Source organism: Xanthomonas albilineans, assembly GCF_009931595.1.
GTDB lineage: Bacteria > Pseudomonadota > Gammaproteobacteria > Xanthomonadales > Xanthomonadaceae > Xanthomonas_A > Xanthomonas_A albilineans.
In genome coordinates, this window is the sequence record NZ_CP046570.1 from 1,586,964 (window position 1) to 1,604,782 (window position 17,819).

The 17,819-nt window shown below is 61.3% G+C and carries 19 protein-coding genes; 1 reads left to right on the forward strand and 18 read right to left on the reverse strand.

All coding sequences use genetic code 11. From position 1 onward, the window contains the following. Positions 1-260: 260 nt before the first annotated feature. From XaFJ1_RS06715 to fliD, 5 genes are all read right to left on the reverse strand, one after another. Complete coding sequence (locus tag XaFJ1_RS06715) at positions 261-893, reverse strand: response regulator (protein WP_012915923.1); 633 nt, start codon at positions 891-893, stop codon at positions 261-263. A gap of 91 nt (positions 894-984) precedes the next feature. Beyond that, entirely contained in the window at positions 985-1,563 is a 579-nt protein-coding gene (locus XaFJ1_RS06720; RefSeq protein WP_012915924.1) for a PilZ domain-containing protein, read from the reverse strand. Further along, entirely contained in the window at positions 1,560-1,868 is a 309-nt protein-coding gene (locus XaFJ1_RS06725) for a hypothetical protein (protein WP_012915925.1), read from the reverse strand. The genes XaFJ1_RS06720 and XaFJ1_RS06725 overlap by 4 nt, the downstream gene beginning before the upstream one ends. After that, on the reverse strand, positions 1,865-2,284 hold the full coding sequence (gene fliS, locus XaFJ1_RS06730) for a flagellar export chaperone FliS (protein ID WP_012915926.1): 420 nt from the start codon (positions 2,282-2,284) through the stop codon (positions 1,865-1,867). Before fliS ends, XaFJ1_RS06725 begins: the two co-directional genes overlap by 4 nt. Before the next feature lie 157 nt (positions 2,285-2,441). Next, a complete protein-coding gene (gene fliD, locus XaFJ1_RS06735) occupies positions 2,442-3,806 on the reverse strand; it encodes a flagellar filament capping protein FliD (protein WP_012915927.1) in 1,365 nt (454 codons plus the stop codon). On the opposite strand from fliD, the gene XaFJ1_RS16355 reads away from it, so the two are divergent. Next, positions 3,775-3,906 carry a hypothetical protein gene (locus tag XaFJ1_RS16355; protein WP_268747616.1) on the forward strand — a complete coding sequence of 44 codons (132 nt, stop codon included), beginning with the start codon at positions 3,775-3,777 and terminating at the stop codon, positions 3,904-3,906. The two genes, fliD and XaFJ1_RS16355, sit on opposite strands and share 32 nt — an antisense overlap. Positions 3,907-4,005: 99 nt before the next feature. Here XaFJ1_RS16355 and XaFJ1_RS06740 read toward each other — a convergent pair whose 3' ends face one another. The 13 genes from XaFJ1_RS06740 to XaFJ1_RS06800 all read right to left on the reverse strand — a co-directional run bounded on the left by XaFJ1_RS06740 (position 4,006) and on the right by XaFJ1_RS06800 (position 17,751). After that, positions 4,006-5,193, reverse strand: coding sequence for a flagellin (locus XaFJ1_RS06740; protein WP_012915928.1), 1,188 nt, complete (start codon positions 5,191-5,193; stop codon positions 4,006-4,008). A gap of 735 nt (positions 5,194-5,928) precedes the next feature. After that, positions 5,929-7,134, reverse strand: a complete 1,206-nt coding sequence (gene flgL, locus XaFJ1_RS06745; protein WP_012915929.1) for a flagellar hook-associated protein FlgL — start codon at positions 7,132-7,134, stop codon at positions 5,929-5,931. Further along, on the reverse strand, positions 7,131-9,005 hold the full coding sequence (flgK, locus tag XaFJ1_RS06750; RefSeq protein WP_012915930.1) for a flagellar hook-associated protein FlgK: 1,875 nt from the start codon (positions 9,003-9,005) through the stop codon (positions 7,131-7,133). The genes flgL and flgK overlap by 4 nt, the downstream gene beginning before the upstream one ends. A gap of 11 nt (positions 9,006-9,016) precedes the next feature. Beyond that, entirely contained in the window at positions 9,017-10,219 is a 1,203-nt protein-coding gene (locus XaFJ1_RS06755; protein ID WP_012915931.1) for a flagellar assembly peptidoglycan hydrolase FlgJ, read from the reverse strand. A gap of 1 nt (position 10,220) precedes the next feature. Continuing rightward, positions 10,221-11,339 carry a flagellar basal body P-ring protein FlgI gene (locus tag XaFJ1_RS06760; RefSeq protein ID WP_012915932.1) on the reverse strand — a complete coding sequence of 373 codons (1,119 nt, stop codon included), beginning with the start codon at positions 11,337-11,339 and terminating at the stop codon, positions 10,221-10,223. 8 nt (positions 11,340-11,347) lie between these two features. Continuing rightward, positions 11,348-12,046, reverse strand: a complete 699-nt coding sequence (gene flgH / locus XaFJ1_RS06765; protein WP_012915933.1) for a flagellar basal body L-ring protein FlgH — start codon at positions 12,044-12,046, stop codon at positions 11,348-11,350. A gap of 23 nt (positions 12,047-12,069) precedes the next feature. Beyond that, positions 12,070-12,855: a flagellar basal-body rod protein FlgG gene (flgG, locus tag XaFJ1_RS06770; protein ID WP_012915934.1), complete on the reverse strand. Its 786-nt coding sequence runs from the start codon at positions 12,853-12,855 to the stop codon at positions 12,070-12,072. 94 nt (positions 12,856-12,949) lie between these two features. After that, on the reverse strand, positions 12,950-13,705 hold the full coding sequence (locus XaFJ1_RS06775) for a flagellar basal body rod protein FlgF (protein WP_012915935.1): 756 nt from the start codon (positions 13,703-13,705) through the stop codon (positions 12,950-12,952). A 175-nt stretch (positions 13,706-13,880) separates the two neighbouring features. Next, a complete protein-coding gene (gene flgE, locus XaFJ1_RS06780; RefSeq protein ID WP_012915936.1) occupies positions 13,881-15,104 on the reverse strand; it encodes a flagellar hook protein FlgE in 1,224 nt (407 codons plus the stop codon). 25 nt (positions 15,105-15,129) lie between these two features. Next, positions 15,130-15,810: a flagellar hook capping FlgD N-terminal domain-containing protein gene (locus XaFJ1_RS06785; protein ID WP_012915937.1), complete on the reverse strand. Its 681-nt coding sequence runs from the start codon at positions 15,808-15,810 to the stop codon at positions 15,130-15,132. Positions 15,811-15,851: 41 nt separating this feature from the next. Continuing rightward, a complete protein-coding gene (gene flgC, locus XaFJ1_RS06790) occupies positions 15,852-16,259 on the reverse strand; it encodes a flagellar basal body rod protein FlgC (protein WP_012915938.1) in 408 nt (135 codons plus the stop codon). A gap of 3 nt (positions 16,260-16,262) precedes the next feature. After that, on the reverse strand, positions 16,263-16,661 hold the full coding sequence (flgB, locus tag XaFJ1_RS06795; RefSeq protein ID WP_012915939.1) for a flagellar basal body rod protein FlgB: 399 nt from the start codon (positions 16,659-16,661) through the stop codon (positions 16,263-16,265). A gap of 145 nt (positions 16,662-16,806) precedes the next feature. Beyond that, the gene (locus XaFJ1_RS06800) at positions 16,807-17,751 is read right to left on the reverse strand and encodes a chemotaxis protein (RefSeq protein WP_045757250.1); all 945 of its coding nucleotides are present in this window, start codon (positions 17,749-17,751) and stop codon (positions 16,807-16,809) included. Positions 17,752-17,819: the final 68 nt, after the last annotated feature.

Sequence of the window (17,819 nt, forward strand, 5' to 3'; positions counted from 1 at the left end):
TCGGCTCGACGCAAAACCTTCAGCGCCTATGGAATGCATAGTGCTTGCCATCCGACGGTAACAGAATCAGGGGGTTTCTGAGCGAGGTGGTCAAATTCCTGACGGCATGTAGGGAAAATCCTGACAGGCTTGTCAGGAGCGTCGGACTGTCGACGGTGTCAAGCCAGACTGGGTGGAGAGCCGACGGCGTGGTGCCGTCGTTCACCAGGTACAGGCAAACGTCATGCCAGCACCAGGTGTCGGGATGACGTCACGACGGTTCAGATCAACTCGTTCTGGTGGCGCGCGGCCAGCAACACCAGATCGTTGGCACGCCTGCAGCCGAGCGATTCCATCATCCGCGCGCGATGGGTTTCCACGGTCTTGACGCTGATGCCCAGGTCCGATGCGATTTCTTTATTGCTTTGACCGCGACCGATCTGACGCAGGATCTCGCGTTGCCGTGGCGAGAGTGCGGCAATGCCGACTGGGCGTTCGCGCCCGAGCATCGGCGCGATCATTTTGGAGGAGATCTGCGGGCTCAAGAACATTTGGTTCGCATTGGCCGCGCGCAGCGCTAGTTCCAATTCCAGTGGCGCGGCGTCCTTGACCACGAAGCCGGTGGCGCCGCGGTCCAGCGCATCACGCACATGTACCGGGTCATCGTGCATGGACATCATCACCACACGGGTTTTAGGCGCGCTGTGCAGGACATCGGTGAGCGCATCCAGACCGCTGCGTCCGGGTAGGGAGAGATCCATGAGTACCAGATCGGGGCGATGCAGGACCGTCAGGTCCAGCGCCTGCTGGGCATTACTGGCCTCGGCGACCACATCGACGTCCGCGAACGTCTGTAGCAGCCGGCTCAGGCCGGCGCGTACCAGGGTGTGATCGTCGACTATGATGACTCGCACGGTGCAAGATCCTTCTTTCAGGAATGGCACATTAGCCCAGTCGGTGGCTGCCGCCAACCTTGCCGGGGGGCAGTGGGCAGGTGGCGCTTGCTCAGCGGGCACGCCTGCTGCCGGCGATCTGTCGCCGGTGCAGGCGAAACAGATGACGTTCCATCGCTTCTTCCATGCTTGGCGGTTGTGTCTCGAATTGTAGCCAGAGATGGAAACGGCCCGAGTCAGTGGCTTCGTCCAGAACCTGTACCGGCAGTTCCAAGTGATCGGGCAACCAGTCGGACGGTTGCAGCCGGAGCAGGCCTGCAGCCCCGGGGAGGGCGCCAGAGTGCTTCTCCAATTCCAGCCGGATGCCGCGCCGCGACCAGCGCAATGGGCGCAGCGGCAGTGTGTCTTCGTGTTGCCGGGCCAGCCGGCCAAGCATTACCAGCATCAGGTCGAGCTTGGCGTCCATGCGCTGCAAATGCAGGGAGGCTTCGCCGCGCTCGTCGCTACCGTCCTCTGCACGCAGATCCTCGACCTGGGCGAGTCCTCTCAGTAGCGTTTCGGCTGCGCCCAAGCGGCCAATACCGTGCCCGAGCAGAAAGTCGGCAGGTAATGTCAGTTCGCAGCTCAGCGTGTCGTGGAACAGTTCTGTCTCGGCACGATGGTGCAAGGTGCCGTCGGACACGCCGTTCATCTCATTAACCCAGCTTGCGAATATAAGCGGGTGGCATTGTTGAAATAGCGATTGGCGCGTAGCCAAGCGGCTGCCTCGTCGCGTAACTGAAGCATCTGCGCGGTCACAGCTTGTTGCCGTTGCAGCAGTTTCTGCAACGTTTCACGCGAGATGTCCACGCCGTCCTGTTGCAGATATTGCTGTAGTTGCTCCGCGTGATCGGTGACAATACGCTCGGCAAGGGCATGTTCGTCGGTCTTAAGCACCTGCTGCAACTGCGTCAGTTGGGCATGCAACGAGGCGATGCTGATGGTTGGAGTACTCATGCCACAGCGGCCTCAGTCAGTTCCCGCTGTTGCACCGGAATGGCGTTCCAGGCGCCGCTGATCTCGCTGAGCAATTCCAACGATTCGATCAGCGCGCTTTCGTCGTTATGCAGATTGGCTTCGGTCAGTCGGCGCATCACGTAATCGTACAGAGCCGAGAGGTTGTTGGCGATCTCACCGCCAGCTTGATGATCGAGCGAGCCGTTGAGATGGCTGACGATGGCGCAGGCCTGACCGATCGCCTTGCCTTTGCGCGCTTGGTCGCCTTGTGCCATGGATGCCTGTGCTTGGCGGATACGCTGGCATACACCATCGAACAACATCGCCACCAGCTTGTGTGGGTTCGCATCGGTAATGCTGGTGGAGATGCTCATCTTGCGATACTGCTCGGCACATTGGCGACTGGAACCATACATATGAAAATCCCTCAAGTGACCTATTGCATCGCATTGTCACCGTTGACGGCAAAGATGCCGCTGCGGTTGCATGCTGCCAGTCCGAAATGACTGTTGCTACTAAATAATATATCGGCTGGAATGCATGTGGACTTGAGCTTTTTTGACGCGATTTTCATTATCCAAATTGTTGGGCAAGGCTGCTTTGAATGGATTGCATTTGTGCGACGAGTGTATTCATTGCGCTGAATCTGGCAGTGTACTGGTCGCTCAGCGTCGACATGCGTTTGTCCAGGTCGCTGAGTTGATCGGTCAGGTCGCTGATGTGCTTGTTGAGCGCGTTGGTGCGTTGTGTCAGTGTCCCGTTGGTCCCGTCCAGATTGCCGTTGAGCAGGGTGTTCATCCCTGAGGTGAAGCTGCCATTGGCGCCGAACATGCTCTTGGCCGAAGCAGAGTTGCTGGCCATCGCGCTGTCGAACTTGCCGCTGTCGAAGCTCATTACGCCGTCCTTGTCGATGGTGACCCCTAGCGCGCCGAGGGCGGTGATGTTGTCGCTGACCTGCTTGCGTAATGATTGCTGCAGCCCACGCACCATCGCATCGCCGGTCAACGGGGAGGATGTCTTGGTGGTTGCATTGTAGTCGCTGGAGGAGTTCAGCACGGTATTGGTTGCGTTGTAAGCACTGACGAGGGCAGTCAAATTTCCCTTCAACGCGCTGTTGTCGTTGGCGATGTTGAGTTTGAACGTGCTGCCCGGAATGGCCTTGGTCAGGTTCAGGACGACGCCAGGGGCTAGATCGGCGATGGAGTTGCTGCTGGAGGTGCGTGTAAAACCGTCGACGCGCACGACCGCGTCGGTGGCGGCGGTATTCTGGGTCATGCCACTAGCGCTACTACTGCTACTGCTACTACTGCTGCTGCTGCTTGGATAGGTTAATGCGGCCAGACCGCCGTCGCCACCGGAAGCTTTGACGGTCAATGCTCCTGCCGTTCCGGTACTCACCGCATTGAGGACCAGGTGGTTGCCATCGTCGGCGTTGACCACGCTGGCGCTCACACCTTTGCCCCCGGCGGCCTTGTTGATCGCCGCGGCGATATCGTTGAGTGTGCTGCCTGGGACGATGGTGACATTGAGCGAGTTAGTGCCATAGGCGATCGTCAATGTGCCGTTACCGACCGTCGCGGTGCTGGCATAAGCCGCCGAGGTTAGCTTTTGCGCTTGCGCCAAACTGACCACTTCAACGTTGTAATTGCCCGCAGTGGCGTTCGAGGTGACGCTGGCGGTATACCCGGCGCCATCGGCGACAGTGGCATTGAACGCGCCGGTATCGGCGCTGGTGGAGAGGGATTTGATCGCGGTCTGCAGATTGGACATCGCGCCCTTGATCGTCCCTAGTGCCGAGAGTTGGGCAGTCGATGCGGTGCCGTCTTTGTTGATCCGGTCTTGCTGGGGCGCGCGCTCTTGGGCGACCAGATTGGCGACGAAGGTGGGAATGTCCAGGCCAGAGCCGATGGACGACATGATTGAAGAAGTAGCAGCCATGGTGGCCTTCCTTACGGTGACTGGCACAGGAATGGCCAGCGCTTGGGAGAACTATCGGCAGGGGACGGCGATGCTTGAGTATCTTGTCTACAATTTGTGATTGTCTGGATGTGAAAGCAATTTTTGTGCCCATCAATCCGCAGGTAAAAAAAAGCCCACCCTTGCGGGTGGGCCTGATGCGACTTGTATATCGCTTTGCTTAGCCTTGCAGCAAGCTCAGCACGCTCTGCGGAGCCGACTTGGCCTGCGCCAGCATCGCGGTACCGGCCTGCTGCAGAATCTGCTCGCGGGTCAGATCGGCGGTTGTCTTGGCGTAGTCGGTATCGATGATGCGGCTGCGCGATGCCGACAGGTTCTCCGAGGCGGAGCTCAGGTTGGCGATGGCGGAGGTAAAGCGGTTCTGGACCGCACCCATGTCGGCACGCGAGGAGTTCACCGCTTTCAACGCGTTGTCGACGATGCTCAGCGCCTTCTGCGCACCGTCAAAGGTGCTGATGTCCAGATCCTTCACGTAGTTCGTACTGCCTGTCGCGGCGGTGGCAGTAGCGGCAATGCCTGCATTGCTGAAGGTGATGCCGGTGGCGCCAGTGGCGGAGCCCGCGGTGAACGAGAAGTCCTGGCCACCCTTGATCGATTCCAGCTTCAGCGCGCCGCTGGTGCTGTCGACCGAGGCGTAGACGCCGGTCTGGTCCATCTTGTTGTTGATCGCGGCGGCGATCTTGGTGGACACATCGGAACCGACGTCGCCAGTGGCGACGCTGACGCTATCGATGTTGATGCCGTTGACAACCATACCGGAGAAGCTGCCGCTGGCTGTCGCGGTGCCGGAGGCCAACGCGGCCGAACCGGTCTGGGCGGCGGCGAAGCCGGTCTTGCCCAGCACATTGATGTTGGCATCGACGATCGTGTTAATGCCGATGGTCTGGCCAGCGTTGGCGCCGACCTGGAACAGTGCGCCGGTGAATGACCCGTTCAGCAGCTTGGTGCCGTTGAAGTCGGTCTGGTTGGCGACGCGGTCGATTTCCGAGGTCAGCTGAGTGACTTCCGCGTTGAGCGCCTGACGGTCGTTGGTGGAGTTGGTGGCGTTGGCCGATTGCACCGCCAGCTCGCGGATGCGTTGCAGGTTGTTGCCGATTTCGACCATCGCGCCTTCGGCGGTCTGCGCCAGCGAGATGCCATCGTTGGCGTTGCGCCCAGCGACGTTCAGGCCGTTGATCTGGGTAGTGAAATTCTCGCCGATATTAATGGCGGCAGCGTCGTCCTTGGCGCTGTTCACTCTCTTACCTGTCGACAACTGTTGAATCGTCGTCGCCAGATTGGCGCTGTTGAGATTGAGGTTGCGCTGAGCATTCAGCGACATAATATTGGTGTTAATTACTTGTGCCATTTTGATATCTCCTCTAAGCGATTTATCCGGCAACCCATCGGTGCCTGGAGCCTCCGCAGGGGGGCCATCAATTGGCCTTTGCCGCTGCTGAGGTAAATAACGGCGGTGTGATGACAAGCTTTAGCGATTTGCTGCGGAAAACATGCTGATCCAAATGGAATAGGTAGTTCGGGCATTTGGCGAAGAGCTTGTTTCGGCAGCAGTTCGACGAACTTTAGCGATCCATGCAGATTGTTTGTGACGCTGGTTGCAATGACGGTCTTTGTATAACGGTTACAGCATCTGGATGCGCTACCGGGTTCCCATTTTTTCCATATACGAGTTGAAGTGCATTAAAGCGCGATCTTGAACCATGTCTAAACATGTGGGTGGATTGTCGGCCTGGATCGGAGCCATACCAGCCTGGACACGCACAGTGAAAGAGTAGACATCGGGGCGAATCCGATTGGTCGCGGCAAACAAGGCGACACACCACATCACCTGATGGTTGCCCTCCACCGCGATTCCCTGGGTGCTAGGTATTGTCGAAGTCAAACGGCATGACTCGGGAGAGTTCGCCAAACAGGTCGATGCACTGCCGCCTAGCGGCTTGGAAAAATGTGACGAATGCAGCAGTTGCGGACTGGGCCGCAGCCGTCAGTCCGGCGATATCGAGCGCTGCCCCCATTCACTCAGGTAGCGCGGCGGAGGCATCCCACGCAACAACGCCCAGGGGGCGGGGTGGATGATTGTGCCTCAGCGGATCATGTTGAACAGCGACATCGACTGCATCTGGGTGAAGATGGTCTGTGCCGCTTTCAACGCGGATTGTTCCAGTTGGTACTTGGAGATGGCATCGGCGTAGTCCAGGTCGCGTACCGAGGACAGTGAAGTTTTCAGCGAGACATCGTTGGCAGAGCGCAGATCGCTTGCATTGTCGATCGCCGCCAACTGCGCGCCGCCAGAAGCGCGTGCAGCGCTTATCTTCGACGTTGCCTGACTGATGTCGCGCATTGACGATTGCAGCGCGTTCTGCAGCGCGGCCTTGCCGGTTGGTGTGACCGGATCGGTGTTCAGCACGTTGACCAAGTCATTGATGGTGGAAAACACATCCTTGTTGGTCGAGGGGCCGATCTGGAAACTGTCGCCAGCGGCGGGGGCGCCGTCCAAGTGCATGTTCAGACCAGCAAAATTAAGGGTGTCACCGGCTGTGTAGGTGCCGGTATTGATCACGGTACCGCTGCTGTCTTTCACCTGGTAGGTGTTGGGGTCGGTGAACACGACGCTATAGCTGCTCCCGTTCCACCCCGGACTGCTGCCGTCGCGGCTGAAGTCCAGCAGTAGGCCGGTGCCGGTATTACTGCCACCGGCGTGCGCATCGACGCTGCCGTCGCCGGTGCGGACACGCATGAAGATCTCACTGCCGGGCAGCGTGTCGCTGACCTTGGTATCCGGAGCGACCTCCACACTGCGCTGGGTCTGGTTGCCATTGTAGACGGCCTGGCCGCCCACGACGGTGAATGGCGGATTGCCGTCTGCAGTGCCGCCGAACAGGTAGCGACCGGATCCGTCGGTGCTGTTGGACAGGCTGAGCAGGCTGTCATGCAGTGTCTTGAGTTCCGAGGCGATCGCTTGGCGGTTGGAGGTATTCAAAGCCCCGCTGTTGGCCTCCACGGTCAGATCATTGACGCGGGCCATCAGGCTTCCTGCCTGGGATAGCGCATTCTCCTGGAGGTTGAGTCGGTTCTGCACGATGTTGGCGTTTTGGCCGAACTGGGCAAGCGCGGCGTCCGCGCGATCCATGGTGACCGCGGTGCCAAAGGCGACCGGGTCGTCGGCGGCGGTGACCAGGCGCTGTCCAGTGGACAACTGCTGTTGCAGGTGTGCGATCCTGCCTTGCTTGTCCAGCATTGTGTTGAGGGACTGGTTGTATATCATGCCGCTGGAGATACGAGTACTCATCGGATCGCACTCAGAATGGATTGAAACATCGTGTCTGCGGTGGAAATGATATGCGAAGCCGCTTCATAGGCCTGTTGCAGCTGTAGCATGTTCGCCGCCTCCTCGTCGAGATTCACCCCGGAAAGCGAATCGCGTGCATCCTGAGCATTGCTCTGGATCACATTTTGCGCATCGGATGAATATTGCGCCTGACGCGCTGCCGAACCGATGGTGGTGCTCAGTCCGGAGACCGCGCCGTTGAGGGTGATGGTGCCGCCGTTGAGCGCTTTGGCGTCGTCCAAGTGAGAGAGCAGTTGGGCGTTGCCGTTGTCGCTGGAGCCGGGGCCAGTCGGGCTGACCGCGAAGCTGTCGCCGGAGGAGGGCTTGCCGTCCAGGGTCAAGCTCCAGCCGTTGGCGCTGATGGTTTGCCCGGCGGTGTAGGCAAATGGCCCGGTCCCATCGATGGTGTAATGGGTGGCATCGACGAACGCGATGTTGGACGGCGTCAACAGGTTGGCGTTCGTGGCATCCACCGCCTGCACTTTGCTGACGATGCCGGTTCCTTGGTTGCTCAGGCTGACCGTGGCCTTGATCGGTGTGGCCGCCGCGATGCGCGAGGGATCGGTGATGGCGACGGACAAGTTATTGATGGCATTGGCGGTGGGCTGCAGCAGGAATTTGTCTCCCGCTGCGGCGGTACCTGAAACTTGTAGGGACACGCCATTCACCACGAACGGATCGGCGCTGGTGCCGCTGCCGGTCATGGCCACGCTCGCCCCGGTATCGGCGCGGCTGGCGCTCCACGTGCTGCCGTTGTAACTGAGCAGTAGATTCTGCCCGTCGAGCTTGCTCACATCACTGACGTTGACGGTGAACGCCGCATTGCCGGTATTGGCGCTGTTGCCGTCCACGGTCGGTGGGGGCAGGTTGAAGAAATTGCCGCCCATCTGGCCGTACAGGTCCATGCCGGCTTTGTGCTGCTGGTTGTAGCTGCTGGCCAGACCGGTGGCGATGCGGCCCAACTCGGCCGTGGTCGGATCCAACACCGAACTGCGGAATTCCAGGTAGCCGCCGATCTTTCCGCCAAGCGCCTGGCTGCTCAGCGGGGTCGAGCCACCAGGCGTCTTCAGCGCGATCTGCAGCCGCTGCGGTTGGTAGGGATCCTGTGTCGTCACCAGGACCGACGCGGTGGTGCCGACCACCATCGCCTGGCCGCCAGCGGTGTAGACGTTCATCATCCCGCCGTCTTGCTGGACCACGCTGCCGCCGGTATAGCTGACCAGTTGGCTGATCAGCTGATCGCGGTGATCCAGCAAATCCGGCGAGGCATCGGTGGCGTTGCTGCCGATCTGGCCGTTGATCTTGGCGATCTCGGTGGCCAGGTCGTTGGCCTCGGTGGTGCCCGACACCAATCCACCGTTAACTTCGTTGTTGAGCGAATCGATCTGGCCGTTGAGTTGCTTGAATCGGGTAACCAGCGCATTGCCACTGTCGAGCAAGTTCTGTCGGTTAGCGGTGGTGGGGGCGCTGGAGGACAAACTGCTGGTGGCGTCGAAGAAGTTCGACCACGGCCCGGCGATGCCGGTGGCCTTGTCGGAAAAAACGCTATCGACGCGGCTGGACATGTCCGATAACTGCTTCAGTCGTGCCGCTTCGCCGGTGCTATCGAACAGGCGCGAGATCGCCAACTGGTCGGCAACGCGGGAGATATCGCTGATGTGGGTGCCATTGCCGACGTAGTAGTTGCCGAACTGATTCGGCACGTTAGTGGCGAAACTGGCGCGCTGCCGGCTGTAGCCATTGGTATTGGCGTTGGCGACGTTGTGACTGACGGTTTGCAGTGCGCGCTGGAAAGCGAGCAGTGCGCCGGTACCGGTGGACATGACGGACATGGATGGCTACCTCAGCGTCGCATGATGCTGGAGGGATCGACGCTGCTGGCGATCATGCCAATGCCGCTGGCAGCCGCGTTGCCGATTGCCGCGACAGCACGGCCGACGATCGGTCCCGCCGCGATGGCGGCGATCTTGGACGCGTAGGACGGATCGGTGGCATAACCCGCTCGCTGCAGGCCCTGCGCGAAGCCGCGTATGTCGGTGCCGGCCTTCAACGCCTGTTGGTAGCGCGGGTTGGTTTTCAGCAGGCGCACGTAGTCGTCAAAGCTGTCCGCTGGCGAAGCGTAGGCACGGAAGTCCGCGGTCTGCGATTGCTTGACCCCGTCCACATATTCGTGGGTGTTGGCGGTGATGCGGTCTCCGTTCCAGCCGGTGGCTTTGATCCCGAACATGTTGTTCGAACTGGGGCTGTTGTTGTGGGCCATGCCATGGCGACCCCAACCGGTTTCCAGTGCAGCCTGCGCGACCAGTGCCCGCGCATCCACTCCCAGCTCGTGCGCGGCTTTTTGCGCATGGTTCCAGATCCTGGCGACGAAACCTTCCGGTGTGCGTTCGCCTAGGCTTGCGGCCGCCGCGTTGGCCGCGGCGGCGGTGCTTGGATCGATTGCTGCGGCGCTATCGGCAGGTTTCTGGACGTTCGACCAGCGATCATCTGTGCTGTCCCAGGACAGGCCGGCACTACCGTCGACCGGGTTGCCGCCGAACGACTGGCGCTGGGCGTTGCTGTCGCGACCGGCGATCATGTCCAGCACCTGTTCGACCTGATGCTGTGGCGTCCCGGCCACGCTCATGCCGCTCAACGGACCGCTTTCGGTCCCGTCTGCCGCGGCGGTGGCGCCGTCTTGCAGGGGAATGGCGCGGCTGCCCCGGTCTGATACCAGCGAATAAGCCTTGGCTGCTTTGGCCGCGCCGATCGCGGTATTGGTGGCTGGCGCTGCGCTAGGTTGGCCGCCACCGAGTTGCTTGGCGATCAGTGCCGACAGGCCCAGACCCTTACCGTCGGTCAAGCCTTTAGCCAACTGTTTGTCGTACATGTCGCGAAAGGTCTGGTTCTCGCCCGGGAACAGGGAGTCGCCGAAACTGGCGTCGCGCATGCTCTTGACCAGCATGTTCGCGAACTGTCCTTCGAGCTGGCGCGACACCTTGTCGATCTTGGCGGGATCGTTCTGGGTGCTGGCGTGCAGGTCGAGGGGCGAGGACGAGATACGCATGTCAGATCACCTCTAGCTCCGCGCTCAGGGCACCGGCCTGCTTGAGCGCTTCCAGAATTGCAATCAGATCGCCGGGCGCGGCGCCGACTTCGTTGACTGCACGCACGATTTGATCCAGCGAGGTGCCGCCCTCGAACTTGAACATGCGGCTACCTTCGTTGGTTGCGGTGATGGTCGATTTCGGCGTCGCCACGGTCTGGCCATTGCTCAGCGCGTTCGGTTGGCTGACATCGGTGCCTTCGCTGATGGTGACGGTCAGCGAGCCGTGCGAGATCGCCGCCGGGCTGACCCGCACCTGCGCGCCGATCACCACGGTGCCTGTACGAGCGTTGACCACGACCTTGGCCGGCGCCGCGCCGGGCGATAATTCCACGTTTTCGATCCGCGCCAGCAGGCCGATGCGTGCGCTCTGGTCGCTTGGCGAGCGTACCGCCACGGTGGAGCCGTCCACGGCATGTGCACTGCCGGGGCCGAAGGTATTTTCCAGCGCCGCGACCATCCGCGAGACGGTGGTGAAATCGGCCTGGTGCAAGTTAAGGGTGATCTCGCTGCTGCTGCCGAACACGTCCGGCAATGCGCGCTCCACGGTTGCGCCATTCGGGATAAGGCCGACGCTGGGCACGTTGACCGAGATGCGCGAACCGTCCTTGCCCTGTGCGCCGAAGCCGCCGACCACCAAGTTACCCTGAGCAATCGCATAGACCTGACCATCGGCGCCCTTCAGCGGTGTCATCAGCAAAGAGCCGCCACGCAGCGAGATGGCATTGCCGATCGAGGATACGGTGACGTCGATCGGCTGGCCCGGCTTGGCAAATGGCGGCAGTTGCGCACTGATCGCCACCGCAGCGACGTTTTTCAACTGAGGGTTGACGTTCGCCGGCACGTTGACGCCCAACTCGCCGAGCATGTTCTTCAGGCTCTGCACGGTGAATGGCGCTTGGCTGGTGCGGTCGCCGCTGCCGTCCAGGCCGACCACCAGGCCATAGCCGACCAGCGCATTGCCGCGCACGCCGCCGACCTGGGCAAGATCTTTGATGCGTTCGGCCGCGGCCGGGGCGACCAGGCTTGTGCACAGCGCAAACGCGGCGAGCAGGCGGCAGGGCAGGGACAGGAGGGTCATGGTAGGTCTCAGTAAGGCGAAATGCGTGAATTGAAAAAACGGCTCAGCCAGCCCATGGCATTGGACTGCGCCACCGCGCCGCGACCGCCGTAGGCGATGCGCGCGTCGGCGACCTTGCTGGAGGGAATGGTGTTGTCCGGGGCGATGTCGGCGGCGCGGACGATGCCTTGCACCTGCACCAGTTCGTCGCCCTGGTTCAGACGCAGATTTTTGTCGCCCTGAATCACCAAATTGCCGTTAGGCAAGCGCTGCATCACGGTCACGGTCAGGCTTCCCTGCATGGTGTTGCTTTGCGCGGTGTTGCCCTTGCCGGCGAAGCTGCGATCGCCGCTGGTGGAGTTATTGAGCACGTCGGTGCCGTTGATCGTGAACGGGGTGCCGAGCAGGGTCGGCGTGGCCATTTTCACGCTGTCCTTTTTGCTGATACTGGTGCCAGCGGTGCTGCTGGCATTGGTACTTTCCACCAACGTGATGGTCAGCAAGTCGCCGACATCGCGAGCACGACGGTCCGAATACAGCGACAGGCCAGGGCCGGCGGCGTAGATCGCGCCGGCGCTGGGCTGTGCCTGCGGTGCGACCACTGGGACGATCGGTGCCATCGGCGAATACGGGCGCATGTCGCCGGCAGCGACGCCCAAATTGGCGCAGCCGCCGAGCAGGACCGACAACAGCGCGGCGGAGAAGCAGAGAGAGGACAGGTGTGACATGGTGGATTCCGGAAACGGCGGGATCAGGCGTTGTTGTTCAAGTAGCCGAGCATCGCGTCGGTGGTGGAGATCGCCTTGGCGTTCATTTCGTAGGCCCGCTGGGTTTCGATCATGCTCACCAGCTCTTCCACGACATTGACGTTGCTGCCTTCCAAGGCGCCCTGCACGGTGGTACCGAGGCCATTGAGGCCGGGCGTCCCGCTTTGTGCCGGACCTGAGGCGGCGGTCTCCACGTACAGGTTCTGGCCGGTGGCTTGCAGTCCCGAGGGATTGATGAAGTCGGTCAGGGTCAGCGAGCCGACTTGCAGCGCGGCGGCGGAGCCTGGGACCTGCACGCTGACCGTGCCGTCGTTGCCAATGGTCAGCGACTGCGCACCTTCCGGAATCTGGATGCCTGGCTGTATGGCGTAACCGCTGTTGGTCACCAGTTGGCCCTGCGCGTTGACCTGCAAGCTGCCATCGCGGGTATAGGCGGAGGTGCCGTCGGGCATCTGCACTTCAAGGAAGCCGCGACCGTTGACCATCACATCCAACGCCCGCCCCGTCTGCTGTTGGCTGCCTTGCTCGAAATCTTTGGAGGTGGCGACTACACGCACGCCAGTTCCTAACTGCAGGCCGGAGGGCAACTGCGTCTGCGACGAACTGGCACCGCCGGGTTGACGCCGCTGTTGGTACAGCAGGTCTTCGAAGCTGGCGCGATCGCGCTTGAAGCCGGTGGTGCTGGTGTTGGCCAGGTTGTTGGAGACGACCGACATACGTGTCTGCTGCGCATCCATGCCGGTCTTGGCGACCCACAAAGCCTGATTCATGACCCGAGTTCCTCTGAAGAATGGTCCCCGAGCTGTGCCGGGGTGCATGAAGACTGATGCATGCGCCGTGCCAAACACCGCGCCGGCGGTGGCCTCAGCCGCTCAGGCGCAGCAGGGTGTTGGCCGACTGCGCGTTTTCGTCGCCGTTTTTGATCACTTTCACTTGCATTTCGAACTGGCGTTGCAACTGGATCATCTGCACCAGCGCACCAGCGGCATCCACATTGCTGCCTTCCAGTGCGCCTGTGTGCAGTGCGGTGCCGGTGGCAAGTGGAAAGGCTTTGGTCGGATCTTCGCTGATGTTGCGCATCAGTCCGTCGGGGCGGCGAGTGAGCTGATCGGCCGGTGCAGTCACCACTTTCAGTGTGCCGATCGCGCTCATCGCCTGCGGTCCTTCGCCCAATGGCACGATCGAGACGGTGCCATCGTTGCCGATCTCCAGTGACTGATGCGGTGGGATCGACATCGGGTTGCCCTCGGTATCGAGTACCGCACGGCCACTGGCGGTGACCAGTTGTCCGTTCGCGGTCAGTGCCAATTCACCGCCACGGGTATACGCCTCCTTGCCGTCGCTCGTCTGTACCGCCAGCCAATTATTGGCAACTAGCGAGACATCCAGCGGATTGCCGGTGACCTGCTGGGCGCCGACATCGCGGTCGAAGCCCTGGTCGATATGCAACGCGTCGATGCGTGACGGGTAGCCGCTACCCTGAATGCGGAATGCCTCGGTATTGGCGAGCTGCGCCTTGAAACCGGCGGTCTCGACGTTGGCCAGGTTGTGCGACACCGTGCCCTGCGCCTGCAGCGAAGCGCGGGCGCCGGTCATGGCGACGTAGAGTGCTTTGTCCATGGGAAATCCTCGAAAGCCTGGATTCGGGTCTCTGGGCTGGGGACCCGGAAAGGCGCGAAGTGGAAGTACTTAAACGATCAGGAGAAGGACGCAGCGCGACGTATCGATCCGCGTCCCCTACAGCGTTTGATTTAGCGAATTTCAGGCCCCGAGTTCCCAATCTCGGCTTCAGCCGTCAACGGATATTGATGACGGTCTGGGTGACCTGATCCTGGGTGGAGATCATCTGCGAGTTGGCCTGGAAGTTGCGCTGGGCCACGATCATGTTGACCAGCTGCTCGGTCAGGTCGACGGTGGAGGACTCAAGCGCGCCGGATTGCACGCTGCCGAAGTCCGACGAGCCTGCTACTCCGGTACGAGGAGCACCCGATCCCGAGCTTTCCGCCCATGCGTTGTCGCCCAACGACGTCAAGCCTTGCGGATTGACGAAGTTGCTCATCGCGACCTGTCCCAATGCCTTGTCGGCATTGTTGGAGTAGCGCGCGAAGATGACGCCACTGGAATCGATGCTGATCGAGTTGAGCTTGCCGCTGGCGTAGCCGTCCTGGGAGGCGCCGCGCAAGGCGAAGGTTTCGCCGTACTGCGTTGAACCAGTGACGTTCAATGTGAGGTTGAGGGGGCCTGCGCCGGTGCTCGGGGTGAAGCTGCCCAGCGTGATTTTGCCGTCGGCGGGGCTGGTGAGCATGCCACTGCCGGAAAATTGCAGTGTGCTTGCACCGCCTGCGGCGACACCATCTATGTAGTTATAGACCTGCCACTGGTTGGGGGTGGCGGTCTTGACGAAATACGAGGTCTGGATGTGGCTCACGCCCAGTGAGTCATAGACGGTGGTGCCGCCGGTGGAGCTGTTGTAACTGTTGGCGTTGTTCGGGTCGAACGTGGTGACCGTCGGCGGTTGGGCGTTGCCGGGCAGGGTGAACATCAGGTTGACCGTGCTGGTCGGATTTGGTGGGCTGTCGGTCGTTTGCAACTGCAGGTCGCTCAGGGTGCCGACTGCGAAGCCATTGCCGTTGGCTGTGGGCGGAAACACCTGCAATCTGGCGCCCTGCGGGTTGACCACGTAGCCATTGGCATCGGTCTGGAAATTGCCGGCGCGCGAATAGACCCGGGCGCCGTTGTTGGATAGGGTGAAGAAACCCGAACCGGAAATGGCCAGGTCCAGGTTGCGTCCAGTCGGATCGATATTGCCCTGCGAGAATTGCTGGGCCACGTTGCTGACCCGTACGCCCGAGCCGACGGCATTGCGCGCCAGACCGTAGCCGCTGACCGTGAACTGGTCCGCAAACTCGGCACGCGAACTCTTGAAGCCGGTGGTATTGACGTTGGCGATGTTGTTGGCGGTGACGTTGAGGTCGGTATTGGCGGCTTTGATGCCTGACAATGAAGTGTTGAAACCCATGGTGGACTCCTGTGGATTGGCTGGCTCAGCTGACGCGGATGACGTTCGACAGAGGCGTGGTGCCCAGCCCGGTCAGATCGAGATAGATTCCGTCCGAACCGATGATGGCGCTTTCGACCGGCGCTTGAACGTAGGTGGACAGTGTGGTGGTGGCGCCTGTGGTGTCGTTCTGCGTGGCGGTGACGCTGTAGGTGCCTGCGGGCATCCGTGTGCCGTTGGCGTCGGTGCCATCCCAGTTGAAGGGGATCTGACCGGCCTTGTCGGCCGCCACGCTGATCTGCTTGATCGCCTTGCCGTTGGCGTCACTGACGGTAAGGTTGACCACGCCGGCACTGGTGGCCGCGACCATCCCGCCGGCAGCGCCATCGCTCCCTAGCGGCAGGCTCGCCGACGGGACCAGCACCTTGTGCCCGATCAGATTGGCGCCGCGCAGGACTTGATCGGTACTCATCGATGCCGATAGCGCCGTGACGGTCTTGTTGAGGTCGCCAATCCCCTGCACGGTGGACAGTTGCGCCATCTGCGACACCATCTGGCTGTTGTCCATCGGCTTGAGCGGGTCTTGATGTTGCAGTTGCTCGGTCATCAGCTTCAGAAAGTCGGCTTGTTTGAGTGCCGGGCTACTGCTGGCGGTGGTGCTGGTGTTGCTCGCGGCGCTCAGCCCCAGGCTCGAATACGTATCGGTGGACGAAGCAACGTTGGTCATATGGAATTCCCGGGAGAATGAGGCGACGGAAGGAGCACGGCTCAGCGGCCGATGGTCAAGGTGGATAGCGCCAGTTCCTTGGCGGTGTTGAGGACTTCCACGCCGGCTTGGTAATTGCGCGAGGCGGAGATCAGGTTGACCATCTGCGAGACCGGATCGATGTCCGGCGAATAGATGTAGCCGTCTGCATCGGCGAGCGGATGGCCGGGTTCGTAACGCTTGATCGGCGGATCCTTGCTTTGGCTGATTTCCTTGACGTTGACACCGGTCAGCGCGCTGTCGTGCGGGTCGCGCACCGCCTGGAAGATCGGCTCGATCGGTTTGTAGGCCGCTTCGGCCGAGCCGGCCACCGAGTCGGCGTTGGCCAAATTACTGGCGATAGTGCTCATTCGCACCGACTGCGCTTGCAGCGCGGAGCCGGCGACGTCGAAGATCGGCAGATTGCTCATGGCTTATTGGCCTGTGATCGCGGTGAGCATAGTGCGCACCTTGGAATCGATGAAACTCAGCGAGGCGCGATATTCCAGCGCGGCACGGCCGTAGGCGGCGCGTTCGGCGTCCGGGTCCACTGTGTTGCCGTCCAAATTGGGCTGGCTGGACTCGCGGGTGATCTGGAACGGGTTCAGGCCATCGCCCCCGACCGCGATGTGGCGGCTGTCGGTGACCTCGAGTTGGGTCCCTTCGCGTTGACCCTGTGCGGCGCGCATCGCCGCGTCGAAATCCAGGTCCTGTGCCTTGTAGCCTGGGGTATCGACGTTGCTGATGTTGCTGGCAATCAGCTTCATCCGTTGCTCGCGCAGCGGCAGGGCGTCGCCGTGGACGCCAAAATAGGATGAAATCGGATTGGACATGGCACGCGGTCCCGCGGTTCGTTGCTGAAACCACAGGCAAGTCGTGTGCCAAACTGAGCATCCGCCTTTAGCGGAGCAGACCTATCGGGTCAATTGTTCGCGGCCGGATGTACCGTCGGCGCCGGCATGCCGTCAGCGCCTAGGATTAAGCGGCCCGAGCCTCGGCGACGACCCGCAGTCGCGCCAGTACGTAGTCGGCCAATTCGTTGGCGCTGTACTTGGCGACGAAGGAATTGGCCCCAACGCGCTCGACCATCGCGTTGTTGAACACCCCAGAGAGCGAGGTGTGCAACAGCACGTATAGCCCAGACAGACCTGGGTGACGGCGGATTTCCGTCGTCAGCGTGTAGCCGTCCATCGCTGGCATCTCGATGTCGGAGATCACCATGGCGTAGCGATCCGCCGGATTCTCGCCGCTGGCATGGATCTGCAAGAGGTGGTCGAGTGCCTGGCGGCCGTCCGACAGCAAGGTCGCACCCACGTCGAGCTGGTCGAGTACGCTACGGATCTGCTGTCTGGCCACGCGCGAGTCGTCTACTACCAAGACCTGCAATTGCCGGCCGGTGAGTGCCAACGACGGGTCGATCTGCGCTTCCGTACGCGTCTGGGCAATGTCGGCCAAGACGCTTTCCACGTCGATCACCTGAATCAGTTCGCCCTGGAAGCGTGTCACTGCGGTCAGATAGCTGGACTCTGCTCCCAGCTCCGGTGGCGGATGGATATCCTCCACGGCGATGTTGACGATGCGCTCCACGCCGCTGACAAGAAAGCCCTGTACCGAGCGATTGAATTCGGTGACGACAATGTAGCGTGGCCCTGCGTCCGTGTTGGGTTCGCGCTCCGGGTGGCCGATGGCGAGACCTAGGTCGAGCACGGGCACCGAGCGGCCGCGTACATCGGCGACACCGGAAAATTGCAGTGGCAGCCCCGGTACCTGGAATAGCTCCGGCCGCCGCAAGACTTCCTGCACTTTGAAGACGTTCACGCCAAAAAGCTGACGACCGCCCAGCCTGAACAGCAGCAAGGCAAGCCGATTGTGGCCCGCCAAGCGGGTGCGCTGGTCGATTCGGTTGAGCAGATCGTGCGACATGGCGTTCATATCGGCGCCAGCGCAGTGGAACTTGAGGCTGTGTCTGGTATTGATCGCATCGAATCGCG

Coding starts and splice junctions, on each gene's coding strand:
- XaFJ1_RS06720 (WP_012915924.1), bottom strand. CDS start 1,563: ATGAACGGCGTGTCCGACGGCACCTTGCACCATCGTGCCGAGACAGAA.
- XaFJ1_RS06725 (WP_012915925.1), bottom strand. CDS start 1,868: ATGAGTACTCCAACCATCAGCATCGCCTCGTTGCATGCCCAACTGACG.
- fliS (WP_012915926.1), bottom strand. CDS start 2,284: ATGTATGGTTCCAGTCGCCAATGTGCCGAGCAGTATCGCAAGATGAGC.
- XaFJ1_RS16355 (WP_268747616.1), top strand. CDS start 3,775: ATGGACGACATGATTGAAGAAGTAGCAGCCATGGTGGCCTTCCTTACG.
- fliD (WP_012915927.1), bottom strand. CDS start 3,806: ATGGCTGCTACTTCTTCAATCATGTCGTCCATCGGCTCTGGCCTGGAC.
- XaFJ1_RS06740 (WP_012915928.1), bottom strand. CDS start 5,193: ATGGCACAAGTAATTAACACCAATATTATGTCGCTGAATGCTCAGCGC.
- flgL (WP_012915929.1), bottom strand. CDS start 7,134: ATGAGTACTCGTATCTCCAGCGGCATGATATACAACCAGTCCCTCAAC.
- flgK (WP_012915930.1), bottom strand. CDS start 9,005: ATGTCCGTCATGTCCACCGGTACCGGCGCACTGCTCGCTTTCCAGCGC.
- XaFJ1_RS06755 (WP_012915931.1), bottom strand. CDS start 10,219: ATGCGTATCTCGTCCTCGCCCCTCGACCTGCACGCCAGCACCCAGAAC.
- XaFJ1_RS06760 (WP_012915932.1), bottom strand. CDS start 11,339: ATGACCCTCCTGTCCCTGCCCTGCCGCCTGCTCGCCGCGTTTGCGCTG.
- flgH (WP_012915933.1), bottom strand. CDS start 12,046: ATGTCACACCTGTCCTCTCTCTGCTTCTCCGCCGCGCTGTTGTCGGTC.
- flgG (WP_012915934.1), bottom strand. CDS start 12,855: ATGAATCAGGCTTTGTGGGTCGCCAAGACCGGCATGGATGCGCAGCAG.
- XaFJ1_RS06775 (WP_012915935.1), bottom strand. CDS start 13,705: ATGGACAAAGCACTCTACGTCGCCATGACCGGCGCCCGCGCTTCGCTG.
- flgE (WP_012915936.1), bottom strand. CDS start 15,104: ATGGGTTTCAACACTTCATTGTCAGGCATCAAAGCCGCCAATACCGAC.
- XaFJ1_RS06785 (WP_012915937.1), bottom strand. CDS start 15,810: ATGACCAACGTTGCTTCGTCCACCGATACGTATTCGAGCCTGGGGCTG.
- flgC (WP_012915938.1), bottom strand. CDS start 16,259: ATGAGCAATCTGCCGATCTTCGACGTCGCCGGCTCCGCGCTGCAAGCG.
- flgB (WP_012915939.1), bottom strand. CDS start 16,661: ATGTCCAATCCGATTTCATCCTATTTTGGCGTCCACGGCGACGCCCTG.
- XaFJ1_RS06800 (WP_045757250.1), bottom strand. CDS start 17,751: ATGTCGCACGATCTGCTCAACCGAATCGACCAGCGCACCCGCTTGGCG.